This window comes from Mesorhizobium australicum (assembly GCF_900177325.1).
Classification (GTDB): Bacteria; Pseudomonadota; Alphaproteobacteria; order Rhizobiales; family Rhizobiaceae; genus Mesorhizobium_A; species Mesorhizobium_A australicum_A.
This window is the reverse complement of the sequence record NZ_FXBL01000002.1, coordinates 90013-107981: the sequence shown is the minus strand read 5'-3', so window position 1 is coordinate 107981 and position 17969 is coordinate 90013. Positions and strand designations below refer to the sequence as shown.

The 17969-nt window shown below is 61.0% G+C and carries 21 protein-coding genes and 1 pseudogene; 19 read left to right on the top strand and 3 right to left on the bottom strand.

Going from position 1 to position 17969, the window contains the following annotated elements; all coding sequences use genetic code 11:
• The first annotated feature begins 47 nt into the window (after window positions 1-47).
• From B9Z03_RS00695 to repC, 4 genes are all read left to right on the top strand, one after another.
• Window positions 48-1184 (top strand): site-specific integrase, encoded by a 1137-nt coding sequence (locus B9Z03_RS00695; RefSeq protein WP_244561605.1) that lies wholly within the window; start codon window positions 48-50, stop codon window positions 1182-1184.
• 986 nt (window positions 1185-2170) lie between these two features.
• Window positions 2171-3352, top strand: coding sequence for a plasmid partitioning protein RepA (gene repA / locus B9Z03_RS00690; RefSeq protein ID WP_085462471.1), 1182 nt, complete (start codon window positions 2171-2173; stop codon window positions 3350-3352).
• A gap of 2 nt (window positions 3353-3354) precedes the next feature.
• Window positions 3355-4371: a plasmid partitioning protein RepB gene (repB, locus tag B9Z03_RS00685; protein ID WP_085462470.1), complete on the top strand. Its 1017-nt coding sequence runs from the start codon at window positions 3355-3357 to the stop codon at window positions 4369-4371.
• 152 nt (window positions 4372-4523) lie between these two features.
• Entirely contained in the window at window positions 4524-5732 is a 1209-nt protein-coding gene (gene repC, locus B9Z03_RS00680) for a plasmid replication protein RepC (RefSeq protein ID WP_085462469.1), read from the top strand.
• Here the strand turns inward: repC and B9Z03_RS30065 are convergent.
• Window positions 5692-6114: a hypothetical protein gene (locus B9Z03_RS30065; RefSeq protein ID WP_085462468.1), complete on the bottom strand. Its 423-nt coding sequence runs from the start codon at window positions 6112-6114 to the stop codon at window positions 5692-5694. The genes repC and B9Z03_RS30065 overlap by 41 nt on opposite strands.
• A gap of 62 nt (window positions 6115-6176) precedes the next feature.
• Between B9Z03_RS30065 and B9Z03_RS30360 the strand changes: the two genes are divergently transcribed.
• Window positions 6177-6503: a cold-shock protein gene (locus tag B9Z03_RS30360; protein ID WP_280174830.1), complete on the top strand. Its 327-nt coding sequence runs from the start codon at window positions 6177-6179 to the stop codon at window positions 6501-6503.
• Here the strand turns inward: B9Z03_RS30360 and B9Z03_RS29665 are convergent.
• Window positions 6500-6709 carry a hypothetical protein gene (locus B9Z03_RS29665; RefSeq protein ID WP_085462467.1) on the bottom strand — a complete coding sequence of 70 codons (210 nt, stop codon included), beginning with the start codon at window positions 6707-6709 and terminating at the stop codon, window positions 6500-6502. The genes B9Z03_RS30360 and B9Z03_RS29665 overlap by 4 nt on opposite strands.
• A 14-nt stretch (window positions 6710-6723) precedes the next feature.
• Between B9Z03_RS29665 and B9Z03_RS30455 the strand changes: the two genes are divergently transcribed.
• Window positions 6724-7014, top strand: a complete 291-nt coding sequence (locus B9Z03_RS30455) for a transporter substrate-binding domain-containing protein (protein ID WP_348528988.1) — start codon at window positions 6724-6726, stop codon at window positions 7012-7014.
• A complete protein-coding gene (locus B9Z03_RS00660) occupies window positions 6942-7460 on the top strand; it encodes a type 2 periplasmic-binding domain-containing protein (RefSeq protein ID WP_348528987.1) in 519 nt (172 codons plus the stop codon). The genes B9Z03_RS30455 and B9Z03_RS00660 overlap by 73 nt, the downstream gene beginning before the upstream one ends.
• A gap of 22 nt (window positions 7461-7482) precedes the next feature.
• On the opposite strand, the gene B9Z03_RS00655 is transcribed toward B9Z03_RS00660, so the two are convergent.
• A complete protein-coding gene (locus tag B9Z03_RS00655) occupies window positions 7483-8679 on the bottom strand; it encodes a DUF1173 domain-containing protein (protein ID WP_085462522.1) in 1197 nt (398 codons plus the stop codon).
• 274 nt (window positions 8680-8953) lie between these two features.
• On the opposite strand from B9Z03_RS00655, the gene B9Z03_RS00650 reads away from it, so the two are divergent.
• From B9Z03_RS00650 to B9Z03_RS00595, 12 genes and pseudogenes are all read left to right on the top strand, one after another.
• Window positions 8954-10150 carry a DUF932 domain-containing protein gene (locus B9Z03_RS00650; RefSeq protein ID WP_085462466.1) on the top strand — a complete coding sequence of 399 codons (1197 nt, stop codon included), beginning with the start codon at window positions 8954-8956 and terminating at the stop codon, window positions 10148-10150.
• A gap of 179 nt (window positions 10151-10329) precedes the next feature.
• Window positions 10330-10703 (top strand): annotated as a pseudogene (locus tag B9Z03_RS00645) (DUF2958 domain-containing protein).
• Entirely contained in the window at window positions 10703-11479 is a 777-nt protein-coding gene (locus B9Z03_RS00640; RefSeq protein WP_085462465.1) for a hypothetical protein, read from the top strand. The pseudogene B9Z03_RS00645 and the gene B9Z03_RS00640 overlap by 1 nt, the downstream one beginning before the upstream one ends.
• Window positions 11476-11817, top strand: coding sequence for a hypothetical protein (locus B9Z03_RS00635; protein WP_085462464.1), 342 nt, complete (start codon window positions 11476-11478; stop codon window positions 11815-11817). Before B9Z03_RS00640 ends, B9Z03_RS00635 begins: the two co-directional genes overlap by 4 nt.
• Window positions 11818-11946: 129 nt before the next feature.
• Entirely contained in the window at window positions 11947-12342 is a 396-nt protein-coding gene (locus B9Z03_RS00630) for a hypothetical protein (RefSeq protein ID WP_085462463.1), read from the top strand.
• Window positions 12339-12539 (top strand): hypothetical protein, encoded by a 201-nt coding sequence (locus B9Z03_RS00625; protein WP_085462462.1) that lies wholly within the window; start codon window positions 12339-12341, stop codon window positions 12537-12539. The genes B9Z03_RS00630 and B9Z03_RS00625 overlap by 4 nt, the downstream gene beginning before the upstream one ends.
• 117 nt (window positions 12540-12656) lie before the next feature.
• Window positions 12657-14744 carry a ParB/RepB/Spo0J family partition protein gene (locus B9Z03_RS00620; RefSeq protein WP_085462521.1) on the top strand — a complete coding sequence of 696 codons (2088 nt, stop codon included), beginning with the start codon at window positions 12657-12659 and terminating at the stop codon, window positions 14742-14744.
• Window positions 14745-14818: 74 nt separating this feature from the next.
• Window positions 14819-15295: a hypothetical protein gene (locus B9Z03_RS00615; protein ID WP_085462461.1), complete on the top strand. Its 477-nt coding sequence runs from the start codon at window positions 14819-14821 to the stop codon at window positions 15293-15295.
• 84 nt (window positions 15296-15379) lie between these two features.
• Window positions 15380-15772, top strand: coding sequence for a hypothetical protein (locus B9Z03_RS00610; protein ID WP_085462520.1), 393 nt, complete (start codon window positions 15380-15382; stop codon window positions 15770-15772).
• Window positions 15773-15855: 83 nt separating this feature from the next.
• Window positions 15856-16485, top strand: a complete 630-nt coding sequence (locus tag B9Z03_RS00605) for a DUF1419 domain-containing protein (RefSeq protein ID WP_085462460.1) — start codon at window positions 15856-15858, stop codon at window positions 16483-16485.
• A gap of 125 nt (window positions 16486-16610) precedes the next feature.
• Window positions 16611-16907: a hypothetical protein gene (locus tag B9Z03_RS00600; protein ID WP_139832110.1), complete on the top strand. Its 297-nt coding sequence runs from the start codon at window positions 16611-16613 to the stop codon at window positions 16905-16907.
• Between the two features lie 144 nt (window positions 16908-17051).
• Window positions 17052-17834, top strand: a complete 783-nt coding sequence (locus tag B9Z03_RS00595; RefSeq protein WP_085462458.1) for a hypothetical protein — start codon at window positions 17052-17054, stop codon at window positions 17832-17834.
• Window positions 17835-17969 lie beyond the last annotated feature (135 nt).

The following is a 17969-nucleotide window of genomic DNA, read 5'->3' as shown; positions in this document are numbered from 1 at the left end:
CGAATATCATAGGCGTCGGTGAATCGCGCAAACGCAAAGAAATGGCCATGGACGGGACTGAAGAAGACCTCCCCGACATCGTTGAGTTGGTTCGCGCCATGGGCATGCCGACGCCTGACGAGGCGTTGCCGAGAAGTGAGGGCAAAGTCCCCTCCCCTGCCCTACCCGACACTGACTCTCGCGTGGGCGCGCGTTTGCCCGGCCATCTTGAGGAGCTCGCCGGCCGTGCGCGGGACTATGTCGAAGCAGCCAGTTCAACGAACACGCGCCGCGCCTACGCTTCCGATTGGCGTCACTTCGCCAGTTGGTGCCGACGGCAAGGTGTAGAAATGTTCCCTCCTGATCCGAAGGTGGTGGGACTCTACATAACCGCCTGTGCATCCGGCAAAGCGACGGGAGACAAAAAGCCGAGTTCCGTCTCGACGATTGAGCGCCGCCTTTCGTCTCTTTCCTGGAATTTTGCGCAGCGTAGTCAGCCACTCGATCGCAAGGACCGGCATATCGCCACCGTCATGGCGGGCATCCGCAACAAACACGCATCCCCGCCCCGACAGAAGGAAGCTGTGCTGCCAGAAGATCTGATTGCGATGCTGGAAACGCTCGACCGCGGCACCCTGCGCGGCCTGCGCGACCGCGCAATGCTGCTGCTCGGCTTCGCCGGCGGCCTGCGCCGTTCGGAGATCGTCGGTCTCGACGCCGGCCGCGACCAAACCGAGGATTCGTCCGGCTGGGTCGAAATCCTGGAAAAGGGCATGCTGCTTATCCTGCGCGGCAAGACTGGCTGGCGTGAGGTCGAGGTTGGCCGGGGTTCGTCAGACGCCACCTGCCCGGTCGTAGCCCTGCAAACCTGGCTGAAGTTTGCGCGTATTGCCCACGGGCCCCTGTTCCGCCGGGTAACGGGCCAAGGCAAGGCCGTGGGATCGGAGAGGCTCAACGACCAGGAGGTCGCGCGCCTCGTCAAGCGAACCGCACTCGCGGCTGGCGTTCGCGGCGATCTGCCGGAGGGTCAACGTGGCAAGCTATTTGCGGGACACTCATTGCGGTCTGGCCTAGCCTCCTCAGCCGAGGTCGATGAGCGCTTTGTGCAAAAGCAGCTCGGTCATGCCTCTGCGGAGATGACGCGCAAATACCAACGACGGCGTGATCGCTTTCGCGTAAACCTCACCAAGGCTTCGGGATTGTAGGGAATGCGAACGCTTTCTTTCAACGACGTCGAAATATGCGCTGTCGGCACCTAGGCGACTCTCGCGAGTGCAAGGCAAATGGGCCTCGGGTTGGCAGCAGAATTGAGATTTCCGATGACGGCACTCGGTTTGCGGCCAAAAAATCAGACGCTCATTCAAACTGCGGAAGGGTTCTCGGGAGCGATGACGTCGCTGCGCTCCGTTGTCCTTGAGCCCGGTTGGATAGCCGCGGTCATTGCCACCGGCCATACCGGGGATGAACTCCGCTTCAGATGCTTCGGCGCCAAGAACATAGTCGACGAGTTGAATCCGGCACCTGCTTACGAGCTAATCGGAACAGCCGGAAGTCTTCCGAAGATATGCTAGCCTTTCCCGTTTCTTTCATCCGCCGCCGTCCTGCACGCATCGGGCCGCGCTTCTCGATCCGTCTGTGAGCCTCTCGAAATCTTCGGCGGCTAGGGGGTCCATTAGACCAAGGCGACGCGCCGTCATTCTTCCTATTGAGAGTGTATGTGATTTCGAATTCGTCGCGGAACGCCGTCGGTCAGTGGACTAGCCCCGGAAGCGCTTTGTGAAGGCTAGTTCCCATGGCAGCCCACTGTGAAATGATATCAGCCGCAATAAGGAATCCTTACCTTAAGCAGCACAGGGCTACGGTGCACCCTCGCTTAGTGCCTTGATGAGTTGCACGTGTACAACCCTAAGATTTCGAAGCTGCCGATGACAAAGGGCGATCGTCCGCTCAAAAGCTGCTCAATGTGACTTCAAAAAGGCGGTTATGGCGATTGCGTGGAATCGGTATGTGATCAGTTGCACACGTACAACTCGGTTTCCAGCGAGGAGCAGACGTTAACTTTCTGTTAGCTTTAAAAGGTTTGCCATCGATCTGCGAATCTGGCTTATTTCATCAGCGCATTTTTGGTGTTGACGTCGAAATAAGCGCAGATGTCGGGGATAGAGTCTTGGTAAACGCAAACCTCAACGGTATGGGCGCAGTCGTTCCGACTTTGCGTAGCCAAATCATGGCTGACGCTAGTGAGTTGTCGCGTCAGTTGCAGGCGCATCAGCAGCGAACTTTCCCCCCGACTTCCCAGAAGACAATTCGCCTTTTCACGCCGGCCGAGGCGGCTGATTTCATTGGCATACATGAGGGCTATCTCCGCCAGATCGTCGCCGAGGGCCACGGCCCGGAACCCTTACCAAATGGCAGGCGCCTGTATTCCGTTGCCGATATAGAAAGCCTGCGGCGCGTTCTCGACGAGGGCGGGAAGGGGACTCCAAAATACATCCGGCACCGCCGCGCTGGAGAAAAGCTCCAGATCGTCAGCGTAATGAATTTTAAGGGCGGCTCAGGGAAGACCACGACCTCCGCTCATCTTGCCCAGTATCTCGCGCTGCGCGGATATCGGGCTCTGGCGATTGATCTCGATCCCCAGGCGTCATTGTCGGCGCTTTTCGGTCACCAACCCGAACTGGATGTCGGCGACGGAGAAACCCTTTACGGTGCCATTCGCTATGACGAGAGCCGTCGTCACATCTCCGAAATTGTCCGCGAAACGTATACGCCTGGCTTGCACTGTGTGCCGGGCAATTTGGAACTGATGGAATTCGAGCATACTACGCCGAAGGCGCTGGCTGAGCGCACAAATAATTCGATGTTCTTTTCACGGATCGGGGAAAGCCTCGCCGATATCGAAAGCGCATACGACGTCGTGATCATCGATTGCCCGCCCCAGCTCGGTTTCCTGACTCTGTCAGCGCTCTGCGCTGCTACCGCGGTGCTGATTACCGTCCACCCGCAGATGCTTGACGTCATGAGCATGAGCCAGTTCCTGACCATGACAGGAGACCTCCTGGCCGTCGTCGAGAATGCGGGCGGCAGCACCGAATACGATTGGATGCGCTATCTGGTAACTCGTTACGAGCCGAACGATGGCCCACAGTCCCAGATGGCAGGCTTTATGCGCTCCATTTTCGGTCAGCGGGTCCTGGAGCACTCAATGCTGAAATCTACAGCGATTTCGGACGCCGGGTTGACCAAGCAGACGCTCTACGAAGTCGAGAAATCGGCCTTCACACGCGGTACCTACGATCGTGCCTTGGAGTCCTTGACGCAGGTAAATGGAGAAATCGAAGGCCTCATCCGCTCCACGTGGGGGAGGAAGTAACCATGGCGCGAAAGAACGTTTTCGATTTGGCGCTGGACTCTACCGAAGTTGCTCCTGCGCTCGCGCAGCCGAAGCTGGGACGTCCCTTGCTCGGCTTGGAGAGGCCAAACAGGCCTGCCAGTCCTCTTGGATCCATCTCGCAGTCACTGGAGAACATCAATTCTCGGGCATCGCGAGCAGAGGAAATCGAGAAAAAGTTGGCCGAAGGCCAGACCGTCATCGAACTCGATACCTCGCTGATCGACAGCTCATTCGTCGTCGATCGCCTTGGGGTTAATGCTGAGGACACCGCCTCCTTGATTGCGCAGATTAAGGAACATGGCCAGCAAGTACCGATCCTAGTGCGTCCGCATCCAGACAGCGAAGGTCGCTATCAGGTTGCTTACGGGCATCGTCGTCTAGCGGCCACCAAGGAACTTGGAAGAAACGTGAGGGCGGTTGTACGCGATCTCACCGACGAACAGCTCGTCGTCTCGCAAGGTCAGGAGAACAACTCCCGAACAGATCTCTCATTCATTGAACGGTCGTTCTTCGGGGCTCGTCTCGAGGATCGTGGGTTCTCCCGCGAAATCATCATGGCGTCGCTTGGCGTCGACAAGGCCGCCTTGAGCCGCATGATCGCGCTGATCAAGCGATTGCCGCCCGAACTGATCGAGGCAATCGGCGCTGCGCCGTCATTCGGACGCCAGCGGTGGTCTGAACTAGCCGACATGCTCGCGGAGAACGCAAGGCAGACAAAAGCTCTGAAATTCATTCGGGAGCCTGATTTCCTCACCCTGAAGAGCGATGACAGGTTCCAGGCCGTCTACGCGGAGCTGAAAACGCGGAAGGCCGCCAACACTACGGAAGCCACATCTTGGGCGCCCAGCGACAAATCAGTGAGCGTTGTTGCAAGAACGCGCCCGAAAGGCGTCTCGCTCGATATCACGAAGGCGGAAGCCAAGCCTTTCGCCGAATGGCTTACAGGCAATCTGGACAGCCTCTTCGAGGCCTACAGGCAGTCGAAACAGGAGAACTGAAACCGCAAAAGAAAAAGGCCCCCGAACGATCTCTCGCGGAAGCCCTTCTCAACGTTTAGCAGCCTGAGAATCACATTTCCGCGAATCACTGTCAAGAGTCTTGGCGTCGTTTTGGCGAGCGGATTTCTTTTGCCTGATTGAAGGTGAAGGAAATGGAGAGGGAAATTGCAACGACTCCCTTCGGGAGTCGACCGATGTCGCTTGCCCTTATGGCAGGGCAGATCGAAGCCAAAGAGATTCCGGATGGGAAGGCCGCCGGCAAGTGGCAGGTCTATCGCGATCTCTGCGAAGGCAAGAGCATCATAGGCGTCGGCGACCGTTCGCTGGCCGTCCTGGCCGGATTGCTGTCGTTTCATCCGGATGATGAGCTGTCCGAAGAGAATGGGCTGATCGTCTTCCCATCGAACAAGCAGCTGTCGCTGCGGTCGCACGGGATGGCAAACGCCACTCTACGCCGGCATCTCGCGGCGCTGCTCGATTGCGGCATCATCCTGCGCAGGGACAGCCCGAACGGCAAAAGGTATGCTCGAAAGGGGAGGGGAGGGGAGTTGGAGGATGCCTTCGGCTTCTCCCTGGCCCCCTTGCTCGCCCGTGCCGAAGAGTTCCACCAGGCGGCCGAGCGCGTGCGTGCGGACAACCGTGCACTAAAGCTCATGCGCGAGCGCATCACTCTGCAGAGGCGCGACATCGCCAAGCTGATCGATGCGGCGGTCGAAGAGGGCGCACCGGGCGCCTGGCAGGCCCTCTGGAGACGCTTCAGGCTCGTGGTGGATCACCTCCCGAGAAAAGCGAGCGTCGTCGAACTCGAGCCGTTCGCTGCGGAGCTCGATCAGATCCGTGATGAAGTCGATATCGCATTGAAAGACTTCATGAATGTTACGAATCCGAGCGCCAATGAGTCTCAAAATGAGCCGCAGCAATCTGATTCAAATCCCGAATCCCATTTTGAATTTGAACCAGCTTTCGAGAAAGCCAGGGGATCGGCCGAGCCCAGACGAGAACCGCAGGAGCCGCCAAAAACGTATCACCTCGGCCTAGTGCTGAAAGCTTGCCCCGATATTGTGGATTACGCCACCGCCGGGATCGGAAACTGGCGCGATTTGATGGCGACCGCCGCCCAGGTGAGGGGATATCTCGGCGTGTCGCCGTCGGCCTACGAGGATGCCTGCCACGTCATGGGGCCGGAAACCGCGGCCATCGTCGTCGCCTGCATTCTGCAGCGGGCCCAGCACATCAACTCGGCGGGAGGATACCTGCGGGCGTTGACCGAGAAGGCGAGGGCAGGGCAGTTTTCCGTTGGACCCATGCTGATGGCGGCCTTCAAGGCATACTCGTCAGCGCCAGAGAAGAAGGCGGGGTAACGTGGCATTTTCCCGATGTTTCGACCATCAGCTCGCTGCCGGCCGTGCGCCTGACATTGTCACCGAGACCATCGTTTTGTGAGCAAATCGTCATTTGACACCGTTGCGTCGCTCGACGGAGATTATCTTTCGGGAGGTGGTATGCGCTCTCGATCTGGGCCAGGACGTCATGGGCAAGTACAGAGACCATCGCGAGCGACGCGGAAAACGTCGTGGTAATGCTGCGGAGGATGTCTTTTTCGAGCCGCCTCCCGAGCCTGGCTACTTTCAAGAGCCACCAAGCGCTGCTCCAGATGTTTTCGACGCCGAGGTACTCTGGTTCAACGCCGCCAAGGGTTTTGGGTTTGTCAAACTGCGGGATGGCGCCGAGACATACCTGCATATTCGGGTCCTCGAAGCGGCTGGCCGCACAGACCTTCCTGATGGACTCAGCTGAAGGTCACGGTGGAAGAGGCGCCACGCGGGCGGCAGGTCGTCAAAGTCCTCGACATCGGCGACCATAGCCCGACAGCACCTGCTTCTGTGCGCCAGCGCGACGATAGAACGGATGGGAGCGACGTGCAGTTGGAGATCGAGGGCTCGGTCAAATGGTACAATTCCGAAAAGGGGTTCGGCTTCATATCTCCCGACAACGGTGACAAGGATGTTTTCGTCCACGCCACCGCGTTGACGCGGTCGGGGCTCAGCGTGCTCGAAGAGGGACAGCGGGTGGTTTTCCAGTCCGCTCAAGGCAAGAAGGGCATGGAGGTTCGATCCATTCGCCTGGACTAGACGCCGAGCAGCACCATCATGAAAAAGCCCGCTGCCGGGAGGAGGTGCACCATATCCAGCATCGGCATCGCATCTGGGAGGAGTAGATGGCCGATAGCGGGATGATACCCGCCGCCGCGGATATTGCAATGCACAATTCCATACCGCACCGCGAAAAGTGAGATCGCCGACCACCACGAAGCTGCAGGCGATTGAGGCCGGTTCATGCTAAGTCCTGGAAATGACCAAGTTCGCTTACCTGATCGAACCTCCTTTCAATTACCGTGATGCTGACGGAACCGTCACTGGCTGCGACGTCGCCTTGGCGCGAACGGTTCTTGGGATGGTCGGCCTTCATGACGTCGAGATGGTCGAAACCGAATTCGCGCATCTCCTTCCAGCGCTCAGCGAAGGCCGTTGGCAGATGACAACCGGCCTTTTTGCGACCGAGGAGCGCCGGTGGATAGCGGCCTTCAGCAGGCCGATCTGGGCGCTGCCCGATGGGCTGCTTGTGCGGAAGGGAAACCCCTGACGCTGACCGGGTACAGGTCGGTTGCCAGGACTGACGGCTGCAAACTCGCTGTCATACGCGACCAGATACAGCACCGCTTTGCGGTTGATCTCGGTGTCCCGAAGGATCGCATCCTGGTACTCGAGACCTATACCGAGGCCGCTTCAGCTGTAGCGGCCGGTGAAGCCCATGCCTATGCAAGCGTTGCCAGGGCGCATAGCGGATTCCTCGAACGAAATTCCGACCTTCAGTTGGAGGTTGTAGCCGTGCCGCCCAATGAGAAGGAACCAGCATTCGGTTCCTTCGCCTTTCGCAAAACCGATGAAGCTTTCAGGCAGGCCATCGACGAAGCATTGCTGGTCTACCTTGGCTCAGCCGAGCATCGCGCCATGATGAAGAAATTCGGCTTCAGGGATGCCGAGATCGACTTGGTTGCACATCTCGACCACAGCCGAGATTCCAACTGAGGCACCACCCAGCATCAAAAGCTCATCGAAAGGGCAAGGGAGGCATCTCTTTCTCCGCCGCGCGCCAGATCCACGCGCCAATTTCCGGCCGCGACGCGATCAACTCTTCCAGCGCCTCTTCATAAGCGTCGTCCGCTGAAGGCGGAACAACATAAAGTGCGATCGGCTGGGATTGACGCTGCAGCATTGCAGACGCGGTTGGCGTTTCTGCCGACAAATTGTACCGTAAACCTTTGACGCTGCGGTCACGAAGCCGGGCCAATGCATCGACCAGCCTCTTTTCGTACGCGGAATCGTAAGGCACCCAGTTTTCTGCGACCACCATCAGCGCCACGTCCTCAACGACCGCAAGGCCGGCCGGCGTCAACCCGAACGTCGCGATCGCCATCAGGTGAGAAGCCTCGTCGGCATTCCACAATTCCAGTTCAGCTTCAAAGCGTCTCCGCAGACGCCCATACAGGCCTTCATCGAGGAGGAGAGGAAAGTCCGGCAGATGCTTCACAATCAGCCGATGACCGCTACGTGTCGGAGCAAACTCCTTTGCCTCACCCACCAGTATCATCAATTTGCGCGGTCCGGCCTTGGGCGGGAGTGCGGGTATCAGGGCCGCGGTCCGGCGCTGCTCGATCGCGGCCTTGTCGACTGCTCGAAACGGTTCAGGCACGAAGAGCATCTCGCTGAGCGGTCCACCCTTCACCATCATCTGGCCGGCGGCCTCGATCAGGTGCCAGCGAATATTCCACCAGTGACGCTTGCCAGCCCATCGCGAGGTCCACGCTGTCAGCTCGGCCTGGTGCCAAAGATAGTAGAGCAAGCTGCGCAACGAGAGCTTCTTTGCGTCGCCGGCGATGGTGTCAGTCGCATCCGTGCCCGCTCCCGGCGCAGCCCGAGTGCCGATTTTCGTCAGACTGAAGGCGACTTTCAGCGCTGACATTCCGCTCTCCGAATCGACCTGGATCGCGCTGCCCATCAGCACGCCGAGACCCGACAACTCGTCAGGCGGCTCGTAAGATGGACAAGCTGGATCGTGCCCGCCACCCGACATCGGCATACGCTTGACGATGTAGTGCTCTCCAACCTGAGCAATATACATCGTAAGGCCGCCTTCTTTGCACATGCAGCGCGGTCGAATGCGCTTACGGTAAGCATCCGCTAACGCGATCTGAAGGTCCGGCGCCGTCTCTTCGATCACCTGTTCGGCAAGTTTGAATCGTCGCATCGCCTCCATCGCTCCGGACGCCGCCGCATCCCCTGTCTTCATTGATTCACGCTTTCATGGGCGATGCAACCCTCGCGACTGCGGGTGAACCCAACGCTTCTCCACCGTGGCCGTCCTGTGGCCTCTGCGCACGACCTGATGGAAGGCACGCTGCCCCGCATGGCCGCGCGCTTCGCGCGCTGACTGGCGCAGGCAGAGGCAGAGGGGAGGCCGGGATGCGGTGGCGGGCCGAGGCCAGGAGAGAGGCTCCCGGCGCCCGTCACGGAGAACGATCATGACCCATATGGAAATCCAGGCGCCGGCGCGCAGCGTGTCCAACGGCTACAAGGTCGATGTCAGCCGCGGCCAGCGCATCGGTCGCGTGTCGTCGGAATGGTTCAATCGGCCGGACGACGAGCGCTTCCTGTCGCTCACCGACCTCAACAATGCGGTGAAGCGCCGGTCCGAACGCAGCAAGACGCGCATCGTCGAGAGCGAGGCCATCCGGGTCGAAGCGTCTCGCGACAATCCCGAACGGTTGACGCTCATGCTGCCCGATGCCCACGCTCCGGTCGCACCGACGCACTGGAGTTTCGGTCAGCTCGCTAGCCTGGTCGGTGCGCCTGCGACCTATCTGCGTCAGCTGCCAGCCGCGCTCGCCGGCATCAATCTGCAGTATGGCCTTTCCACGCATCGCGCCGAACAGGTCAAGACGCTTGAGATCGAGAACGGCCGCTTGGAGCTTCGAGCGGTAACAGGCCCGGACTACGGCAGAATATTCGACTCAGAACTGGTCGACGCCGTCCAGAAGATCGCCGGCAACGGCACCGGCGACACACGCTGGAAAGTGCCCGGCGTTCTAGACTGGTCGACCAGTATCTACAATCCCAACGTCGACATCTCGAAGGACACGACGACGCTCTATGCGTCGGACCGTGACATTTTCGTCTTCCTGGTCGACGATCTGAATCCGATCGAAGCCGGTCGCCTGCCGAACGGCGAACCCGATCTCTACTTCCGTGGATTCTACGCCTGGAACAGCGAGGTCGGCTCAAAAACACTAGGAATTGCAAGCTTTTACCTACGTGCCGTCTGTTGCAACAGGAATCTGTGGGGTGTCGAGGATTTCCAGGAAATCACCATCCGGCACTCCAAATATGCCGCCTCCCGCTTCGCGCTCGAAGCCGAGCCGGCGCTGATCCAGTTTGCCGAATCCTCCCCCATGCCCTTCGTCAACGGCATCAAGGCAGCGCGCGAACGCGTCGTCGCCCGTAACGACGACGATCGTACGACATTCCTGCGCAAGCGCGGCTTCTCCAAGGGCGAAGCCACGAAGATCATCGACGCCGTGCTGACCGACGAGGGCCATCCGCCGACATCGGTGTTCGACTTTGTGCAGGGCATCACGCGTGTTGCGCGCGACAAGCAGCATCAGGACGTACGGCTCGAACTGGAAGGCAAGGCGAAGAAGCTGTTCGACCTCGCCAACTGATCCCGCCGTCATCGGCGATCCCCTACGTCGTACCGCCGGTTCTGCCGATCGCCACTCGAAGGCGCCGCTCCTCCCAGGCAGGAGGACGGCGCCTTTCGTCGTGACGGGTCAGAAGGTCGCAGAAGATTTGCGGCCGCCCGTCGCGGAGCAAGCCGATGAACGAAACTCTCCAAACTCCCATGCCCTTGCTGACATCAGAGCTGCGGGAACAGCTTCTAGCCAATGGTCGCCAGGGTGGCCTCGACCATGTCCCTGTGGTCAAGTTCTTCAATCCGGTCGGCATCGGTACCTGGCTCGCAACCCAGCTCGACGCGGACAACGATACTTGCTTCGGTCTCGCCGACCTTGCTTTCCGAAGCTCGGAACGTTTAGCATCGAAGAGCTTGCCACGCTTGAGCTGCCATTCGGCATGCATATCGAACGCGACGTCTTCTTCACCGGCGCGTTCCCAATCTCCGCCTATGCCAAAGCCGCCCATGAGACGGGCAACATCATCGCGGCCATCCGAATCCTTTCGAACGCCGCCCGGGCAAGACGCGGGAAGGGGACCTGATGCGCTTCCGTCCCTGGCCAAAACCCGAGCCCTATCGCGACACGTCCCGCAAACGCGCCGCCTTCAAGCGCAAGCAGCGCCTCGAACGCGAGGCGCTGCCGCTTTTCGCGGAGATGATTGCCGCGGGGCAACATGGCGTCGACGAAGAAATGGCCCGCCGCCATGTCTGGTGGGACGAGCGCGAACGCGAGCAGCGAACCCTCCGCGCTGGACGATGGCGCGAAGCCCGTGTCCGGCTGTTCGCGCTACCCGACGATCTTCGCAGCACCGTCCGAAAGCTTTGGCGGGGTTGCTCATATCCGGCGGATCCTGCCTATCTGCTCGAGCTGTTGCATCAGATTGCCGTCGGCGGCGTCGATCCACATCGGCCGCCCTGGATCTTCGACGGCAAGCTTACCGCCCGCACGACGCCGAACCCCAAAAAGTTCGACGAAGCCTTTCGCCAGATCGGTCATCGAAAAATCGGCGGTGGCCCGAAGACTACGCGCGCGGACGAGTTCCTGTTCTGCGGCAATCTCGGTTCGGGCATCCTTTTCCTGCGCACCCGTGTGCGGCTCAACGACCCGCACGAAAGCTACTATACCTCGTCCGGCCATCGATTGCGCGACTCCCATGTCGGCCGTGCCGGCCACTGGATTGATCTCGAGGTGCGTGGTGACTGCTCGGATACCGAGCTTGAGCTGATCCGCCGCCTCGCCCAGGACGCCGACACCCGCCCGGTCGTCGTGCGGCGCGTCGAAACCATCGTACCAACGAAGGGGGAGGCGGCGTCATGATGAGCCATCCGGAAGCGTGCACGATATTGACCCGGATGGAAGTCAGGCTGCACGAAACGCGACACAATCTCTGCGAGCTCGAACGTTCTTTGCGCGACCGCGCGGAGACGGAAACCATCGACTCCCACCCGAAAATACGTCGCTACAACCGCCGCATGTGCAACTGGTCCGGCAAGGACGAACAAACCTATCTGCGCATCCTGGATCGGCTGACCGACAGTGCCGCGGCCGATCTGGACCGGCTACGGCGCAAAATCGAGCGTCAGGATGCAGCGATAGAAGCGCTGCGCAGAAAGTACCGGGTCAATGCCGGGCGACCCGTTTTCACGCCCCTGTAGATGACGGAATCATCGCACAGGTCAGCGCGCTCTTGGTTTCCAGCCATCCCTTCGATCGAGGGGATGGCCTTCGTCGTGACGTCTTTCAAGGCGGCAAACCCTCCCGCCAGCCCTCACGGAGATTCCATCATGCGATCCACTTCAGACTATCCCGCCGACATCTACGCCGCGCTGGCGACACAAGGCGGCCATCTCTCCATCGGCCGCGGCGGGTTCACGCTCCACTATGGCGATGGCGCGATGCTCGCCGGCTATGGCTGGGAGGCAATTCAGGCCCAATGTATCGCCGCCGGCTTGCCGGTGATCGACAGCCGGTGCGTGGCGTTCGATGTCGTCGCGCACCTCACACTGGCAGGATCGCTGGTTGCCGTCGGCCGGGAGCCTGAGCCAGCTCCCTGGCATGGCCTGTCCTATGCGCCGCTGCACGTCGTCGCGGCCCGATACGCAGCCGCCGGCGCGGAGGTCTCGAACATCCCCGGCGTCGAGACCATGCCCACGCCGGCCAATCGGAGACCTCCGCCATGAGCGGTCGTCCCATTCTCCAGCTCTATACCACAATGGAAGAGTTCGAGACCCTGCACGGGCGACACGATCGCACGCGAAGCACCAGCAGAACGGTCACCGTCGATCGCCAGGCGCTCATCCACATCCTTATGGATCATGCCCGCATGCTCGAGGCGCTGCGCAAAGCGGGACGCGTGGATGTCGCCGAACCGCGTTGATCCCGCCGGCCTTCGCCGGCGCGGCGGCCGCAAGAGGCAGAGGGCGGAGGGAGGGTTCCTGACGGGTTTGGAGGTTCGGGGAGAGACCCTGGGCCGCCCGTCATGGAGACCTTGACCATGGCAAAAAGCGCCATTCAGAAGATTGCGATGAACCCATCGGAGAACATCTCCTATGACAAGCTTGTCCTGTCGCAGCAAAATGTTCGCCGCGTAAAGGACGGCATCACCATCGAGCAGCTTGCCGACGACATCGGCCGGCGCAAGCTCCTTCAGAGCCTGAACGTCCGTCCCGTCCTCGATGCAGATGGCGAGGAGACCGGGACCTACGAAGTGCCTGCCGGCGGCCGCCGCTATCTCGCGCTCGGCATCCTGGTCAAACAGAAGCGCCTGGCGAAGAACGAGCCGATCCCCTGTATCGTCAACCGCAGTGGAACGACCTCGGCGGAAGAGGACTCGCTGGCCGAGAACGTGCATCGCGAGAACCTGCATCCGCTCGACCAGTTTCGCGCATTCAAGGCGCTGAAGGAGCAGGGGCTCGATGTCGAGGAAATAGCCGCCCGCTTCTTCGTGTCGTCAGCGACGGTCAAGCAGCGGCTGAGGCTGGCCTCCGTCTCGCCAAAGCTGCTCGAACTCTATGAGAAGGACGTAATCCGCCTTGAGCAGATCATGGCGTTCTCGATCTCCAACGACCACGCCCGACAGGAGCAGGTCTGGGAGCGCATCGCCGGCAACCCGCACATGCACGAGCCGTACTACATCCGGCGCCTGCTGACGGAAACGACGGTTCGTGCCGACGATCGCCGCGCGGTCTATGTCGGCGCCGAGGCCTATGAAGCCGCTGGCGGTGTCATCCTGCGCGACCTGTTCGAGCAGGATTCCGGTGGATGGTTCCAGGATGCGGCCCTTCTTGAGCAACTGGTCTTCGACAAGCTCAAGCTCGACGCCGAAACCATCCGCGTCGACGGCTGGAAGTGGGTCGAAGCGGCGATCAGCTTCCCGTACGGCCACACCTCCGGCATGCGGCGGGTCTATGCCGAACCCGCGGAGATGAGCGGTGAGGAGATCGCACGCTACGATGCGGTGAAGGCTGAGTACGACGCCCTCGACGCCAAATATGCCGAGATGGAGGACGCCGACCAGGAAATTGAGGACAGACTCGATCAGCTCGGGACCGAACTCGACGGTTTTGGCGACCGTCCCCAAGTTTATGATCCGGTGCAGAAAGCCATCGCCGGTGCGTTCCTTACGCTCGGCGCCAACGGCCAGCTGCAGGTCGAAGCCGGCTTTGTCCGTCCCGGTGACGAGCCCCGGGAAGAAGTGGACGATGACGAGGCGGCTGACGCCGGAGATCGCGACGCGTCGCAGTGCGACGAGGCGGCCGAGGAGCCCGAGGAAGAAGGCATCAAGCCGCTGCCCGAACGGCTGGTCTTCGATCTGACCGCGCAGAAGACGCTGGCGCTGCGTAACGCGCTGGCGAGTGACGTCGACATCGCCTTCGTCACGGTCCTCCATGTTCTCGTGCTGCAGGTGTTCTACCGATTCGCCAAGGACAGCTGCCTCGAGATCAGCCTGACCAGCAACAGCTTCGGCCAGGTCCAGGGGCTCGCCGAAACCGCCTGGGCAAAAGAGATCGCCGAGCGTCACGAGGCATGGGATCGGGACATGCCGGATAGCGAAAAGCTGTGGGACTTCCTGCTCGGTCTGGACGAAGCGAGCGGCAAGGCGCTGTTCGCGCACTGCGTCTCCCTCTCGCTCAACGCCGTCGTCGAGCCCTGGAACAAGCGTCCGGGCGCGCTTGCCCATGCCGATGCGCTTGCCGCCACGCTCGGCTTCGACATGGTTACGGCCGGCTGGGAACCGACCGTCGACAACTATCTCGGCCGGGTCACCAAGGCCCGGATCGTCCAGTCAGTGCGCGAGGCCCGCGGCGAGGACTCTGCGCAGCTGATCGACCACATGAAGAAGGACCTGATGGCCCGCGAGGCCGCCCGTCTTCTCGAAGGATCGAACTGGCTGGCCGAGCCGCTGCGACTTGCTGGTGACGACACGTCGGTCAACTCGGGTGAGACTCTATCCGAGGATATGACGGACGAAGCAGCTCTCGACGGTGATGCCGCCGAGCTGCCCGCCTTCCTCGCCGACCCAGCGTCGGAGGAACCTTCCGTGGCCGAAGGGGACACGGACCGCCTCGAGGCCGCCGAGTAATCTGCCCTCCCGCTTCGCACGGGGCCCGGCATCACCGCCGGGCCCTTTCATTTTCGACATGGATGGAGATCCGTATGTCCGCTCATCTCGTTTACGATAACGCGCCGTTGGGGAGCGTCATCCGATACTTTGACTCAACGCCCAAACCGCCTTCTCGCTTCAGAAAGAAGCTCTCTGCGTGGGAAGGCCGCAACGGCACCGGCCGCCTGGTGAAGAAGGAGCCGCCGCGGTCGCGTGCGACTTATAGCTCGCCAGCGTACTTTAATTTGCATGAGGGCGATTTCGGGGAAGGCGGGACTGTCGTCGTCTCTGTTCGGCGGACGTACTCTGTCGAGAGCGACCTGCATTTCCAGATCGTCGAACGTCCTTCGATCGGCATGATCCGCGTCCTGAAGGATCTCGGCGACAGCCCGGAATTGTTGCATCTTGCCAGGGACCGCGAGGCGGCCGAGCGCTGGCTTGCCAACAATCCGTACAGCCGCGCCTATCTCGAAGAGGTCTCCGCCGACGAGGTCGGCGCCGACATCATCGAGGGCCGCTCCGCCGCCTGACTCTCAAACCTCACAAACCAACCATCGACAGGCTCGGGGTCGCGGAAGCGATCGCCGGGCCTGTTCCGTTTCATGGAGATCGACATGTTCGACTGGACCAGAAGCTGCGCCTATGACGAGCAGCAGAAAAGACGTTTTCACACGACGGCGCGCTCACGGCTAAAGAAGCTCGCCGCAGAACTTGCCCTGCCGCCGGGCAGCTATGACGTTCGTTCAAATAAGGCCGGCGTCGCCGTTTCCGGCGAAGTGACCTTGCACCACACCGCCGTTTACATCCAGGTCGGGCAGTTCGGAATGTCGTCTGGTCATGGCATCCTGATCCGCACCTGCAAGGGGCGCAAGAACTATACCGGCGGGGCCAACCACTTCGTCGCGCTGAGCATGCTCGACGACATTCCGGCGCTTGCCGCGGCCGTCCGCGCCATTACCGGTGTCGGGCGCGCCGATGCAGATTCCGCTGATCGCCGCGCCGCCTGATCAGCCACCAATCACCTCATCAGCCGACCGTCTTCCGCCGCGCCACCGCACGGCGGAAGGCTCGGCCCTTCCGGAGACATGCCATGTCTATCCATCCTCCGTTCCGAAAGGTGTTCGAGGGCGTCGCAACGCGTGAGCAGATGTTTGCGCTCTTCAATCGCCACAGCGATACGCTCGGTGGCGATCCCCTGTCCGGCGTGCCATACGCGTCGGAATGGTTCGAGATCTCGACCAGCGAATACCATTTCATGCTTGGACTTCTGCCGCCGCTGTTCCAGCGAACTGGCATGTTCGGCATGTCCGAATACAAGGCCGGCAATATCACCAGCGTCTTCTTCACGATCAGGATCCGCGGGCGCGAGCGCTGGTTCCACGGTTTCTGCGACCTCTCCGACAAACGCAGTCCCGACGCGATGCGCGCAGCGATCATCGCCCATGAGACGGGCGCGCTCGACAGCATGACGCGCGAGGAAAAGCTCGAGGCGATCTGGTTAGCGACACACGCCGACTTCAAAGGCATCGCCGGCGAGACCAACCCCGATGCGTGGCCGCCAGAGCATCATGGAAAGCGGGCCATCCTTACCTACGTCGCCGGGCAGGGCACCACCCTCAAGCTTCTGGACGATCTGACCGACGAAGAGATTGACAGCCGCATGCCCGACGTTCGCGCGCGGCCTAGGAAAGGACGGGGCAACGATGCGGAACCATCGTAAACCGTTGCCACCGACGGGTGAGGCGAGCTGGGAAGGGGCACTCAACCTACACCGCTGACCGACGCGTTCCGGATAGGCGCGAGTACCGGCGGCCGCCGCCGGGCTCCCCGACCGTTGCCGATCTGGTGCGACCCGGGGATACGGTCTCGACCTCGTATAGCACCGGCGGCGTTGTCACCGAGGTGAAGGATTATTTCTATGCCGCGCCGACCGGCGAGACCCTGTTCCATTTTGCCATAGTTTACGTGCCGCCGGAGCGCGCCGCAAAATACCGCGATACCGATCGCCACTGGATCAACGAGTGTGTCGCGGTCGGCGACCGCATCCTGATGCTGTTCGAGGCGAATGAGGACGAGGTCTTCGTTGTCGATCGTGTGCGATCGGTCGAGACCCCTCCTCTCCGTACCATTCTGATCGGCTAGACTAGCTCCACCGATCAGAACTCATGGCGAATCGCTGCTTGCGGCTTGCCCGCACCTGTCCCCGCACTCATCGCGACGTCAAGCCGATCGATGCCCATTCGACGAGCACGATAGGGCGCGATCTCATCTCAAAAGGAAAACACTGTGGCCAGAAAAGCCTTCTTTGCCGCCTTCATCATCGATGAAGACAGCTATACGCCCGAGCCCGGGCCGGTCGACCATCACTTTGTTGCCGCGGATCTCGCCCAGTCGGGTTTCGGTGAGCAGCCCGGCGTTTCGCACATCGTCGTCTGGAGCTCCGCCGCCAACCTGATCGCCGATCATTGTCAGCGAGGTCCGATATCCGTCGACTATCTCTCTGGCGATCAACCCGCACCCAACCCGCGACTCGTGCACACGCCAGAAACCTGCCCCTCGAACCACCGGAACCATGGCGACGACGTCGGCGCTGACTGCGGTGCCGATCTCAGCGCGACGTCAAATCACGTCGCGAAACCGCCTGCGGGTGACTCACCATCGTTCCGTGACCAGCTCTTCCCCACGATGCGCGAAACGCTGGCCTTCGAATACTACGAGGTGAGACCCTGCATCGAGCGTAATCGCCAGGTGACGTCCTACCGCGACGAGGACGAGTTCGAAGCTGAACTTGCCAGGTCACCGCAGGCAAGGCGAGAGTTCCGTGCATTCTGGTCCCTCTATGGGGTGGACCGGAACACCACCTCCGTGATCGGCGACTTCGTCTCGAAGGATGCCGCTCATGAGGTGATGAACGCGATCCTCGCGATCCCGGCCGCGGCCCGCAACGCTCTTGAGGCTGCACGATCGGCAGGCGACGGGAAACGCGACTGCATCGACCGGGCAATACGCACTGCTACCGACTGGCTCGAGGACATGATCAACCAGTCATCGAACGATCAGCGGATCTGACCTCTGCGGCAAACGCGACGTTTCCCTGCACCATCGCCCGAAGCCCGGTCCCGCCGGGCTTCTCCTTTTTCGCCACATCACGAGGTCCTCCAACGAGGGAGAGGCCCTATGTCACGCCTCAACGATCCGGAGAAT

Excerpts from the sequence above, each read along its gene's own strand:
- B9Z03_RS00695 (WP_244561605.1), top strand. The coding sequence starts at position 48 with ATGGACGGGACTGAAGAAGACCTCCCCGACATCGTTGAGTTGGTTCGC.
- repA (WP_085462471.1), top strand. The coding sequence starts at position 2,171 with ATGGGCGCAGTCGTTCCGACTTTGCGTAGCCAAATCATGGCTGACGCT.
- repB (WP_085462470.1), top strand. The coding sequence starts at position 3,355 with ATGGCGCGAAAGAACGTTTTCGATTTGGCGCTGGACTCTACCGAAGTT.
- repC (WP_085462469.1), top strand. The coding sequence starts at position 4,524 with ATGGAGAGGGAAATTGCAACGACTCCCTTCGGGAGTCGACCGATGTCG.
- B9Z03_RS30065 (WP_085462468.1), bottom strand. The coding sequence starts at position 6,114 with ATGCAGGTATGTCTCGGCGCCATCCCGCAGTTTGACAAACCCAAAACC.
- B9Z03_RS29665 (WP_085462467.1), bottom strand. The coding sequence starts at position 6,709 with ATGAACCGGCCTCAATCGCCTGCAGCTTCGTGGTGGTCGGCGATCTCA.
- B9Z03_RS30455 (WP_348528988.1), top strand. The coding sequence starts at position 6,724 with ATGACCAAGTTCGCTTACCTGATCGAACCTCCTTTCAATTACCGTGAT.
- B9Z03_RS00655 (WP_085462522.1), bottom strand. The coding sequence starts at position 8,679 with ATGCGACGATTCAAACTTGCCGAACAGGTGATCGAAGAGACGGCGCCG.
- B9Z03_RS00650 (WP_085462466.1), top strand. The coding sequence starts at position 8,954 with ATGACCCATATGGAAATCCAGGCGCCGGCGCGCAGCGTGTCCAACGGC.
- B9Z03_RS00640 (WP_085462465.1), top strand. The coding sequence starts at position 10,703 with ATGCGCTTCCGTCCCTGGCCAAAACCCGAGCCCTATCGCGACACGTCC.
- B9Z03_RS00635 (WP_085462464.1), top strand. The coding sequence starts at position 11,476 with ATGATGAGCCATCCGGAAGCGTGCACGATATTGACCCGGATGGAAGTC.
- B9Z03_RS00630 (WP_085462463.1), top strand. The coding sequence starts at position 11,947 with ATGCGATCCACTTCAGACTATCCCGCCGACATCTACGCCGCGCTGGCG.
- B9Z03_RS00625 (WP_085462462.1), top strand. The coding sequence starts at position 12,339 with ATGAGCGGTCGTCCCATTCTCCAGCTCTATACCACAATGGAAGAGTTC.
- B9Z03_RS00620 (WP_085462521.1), top strand. The coding sequence starts at position 12,657 with ATGGCAAAAAGCGCCATTCAGAAGATTGCGATGAACCCATCGGAGAAC.
- B9Z03_RS00615 (WP_085462461.1), top strand. The coding sequence starts at position 14,819 with ATGTCCGCTCATCTCGTTTACGATAACGCGCCGTTGGGGAGCGTCATC.
- B9Z03_RS00610 (WP_085462520.1), top strand. The coding sequence starts at position 15,380 with ATGTTCGACTGGACCAGAAGCTGCGCCTATGACGAGCAGCAGAAAAGA.
- B9Z03_RS00605 (WP_085462460.1), top strand. The coding sequence starts at position 15,856 with ATGTCTATCCATCCTCCGTTCCGAAAGGTGTTCGAGGGCGTCGCAACG.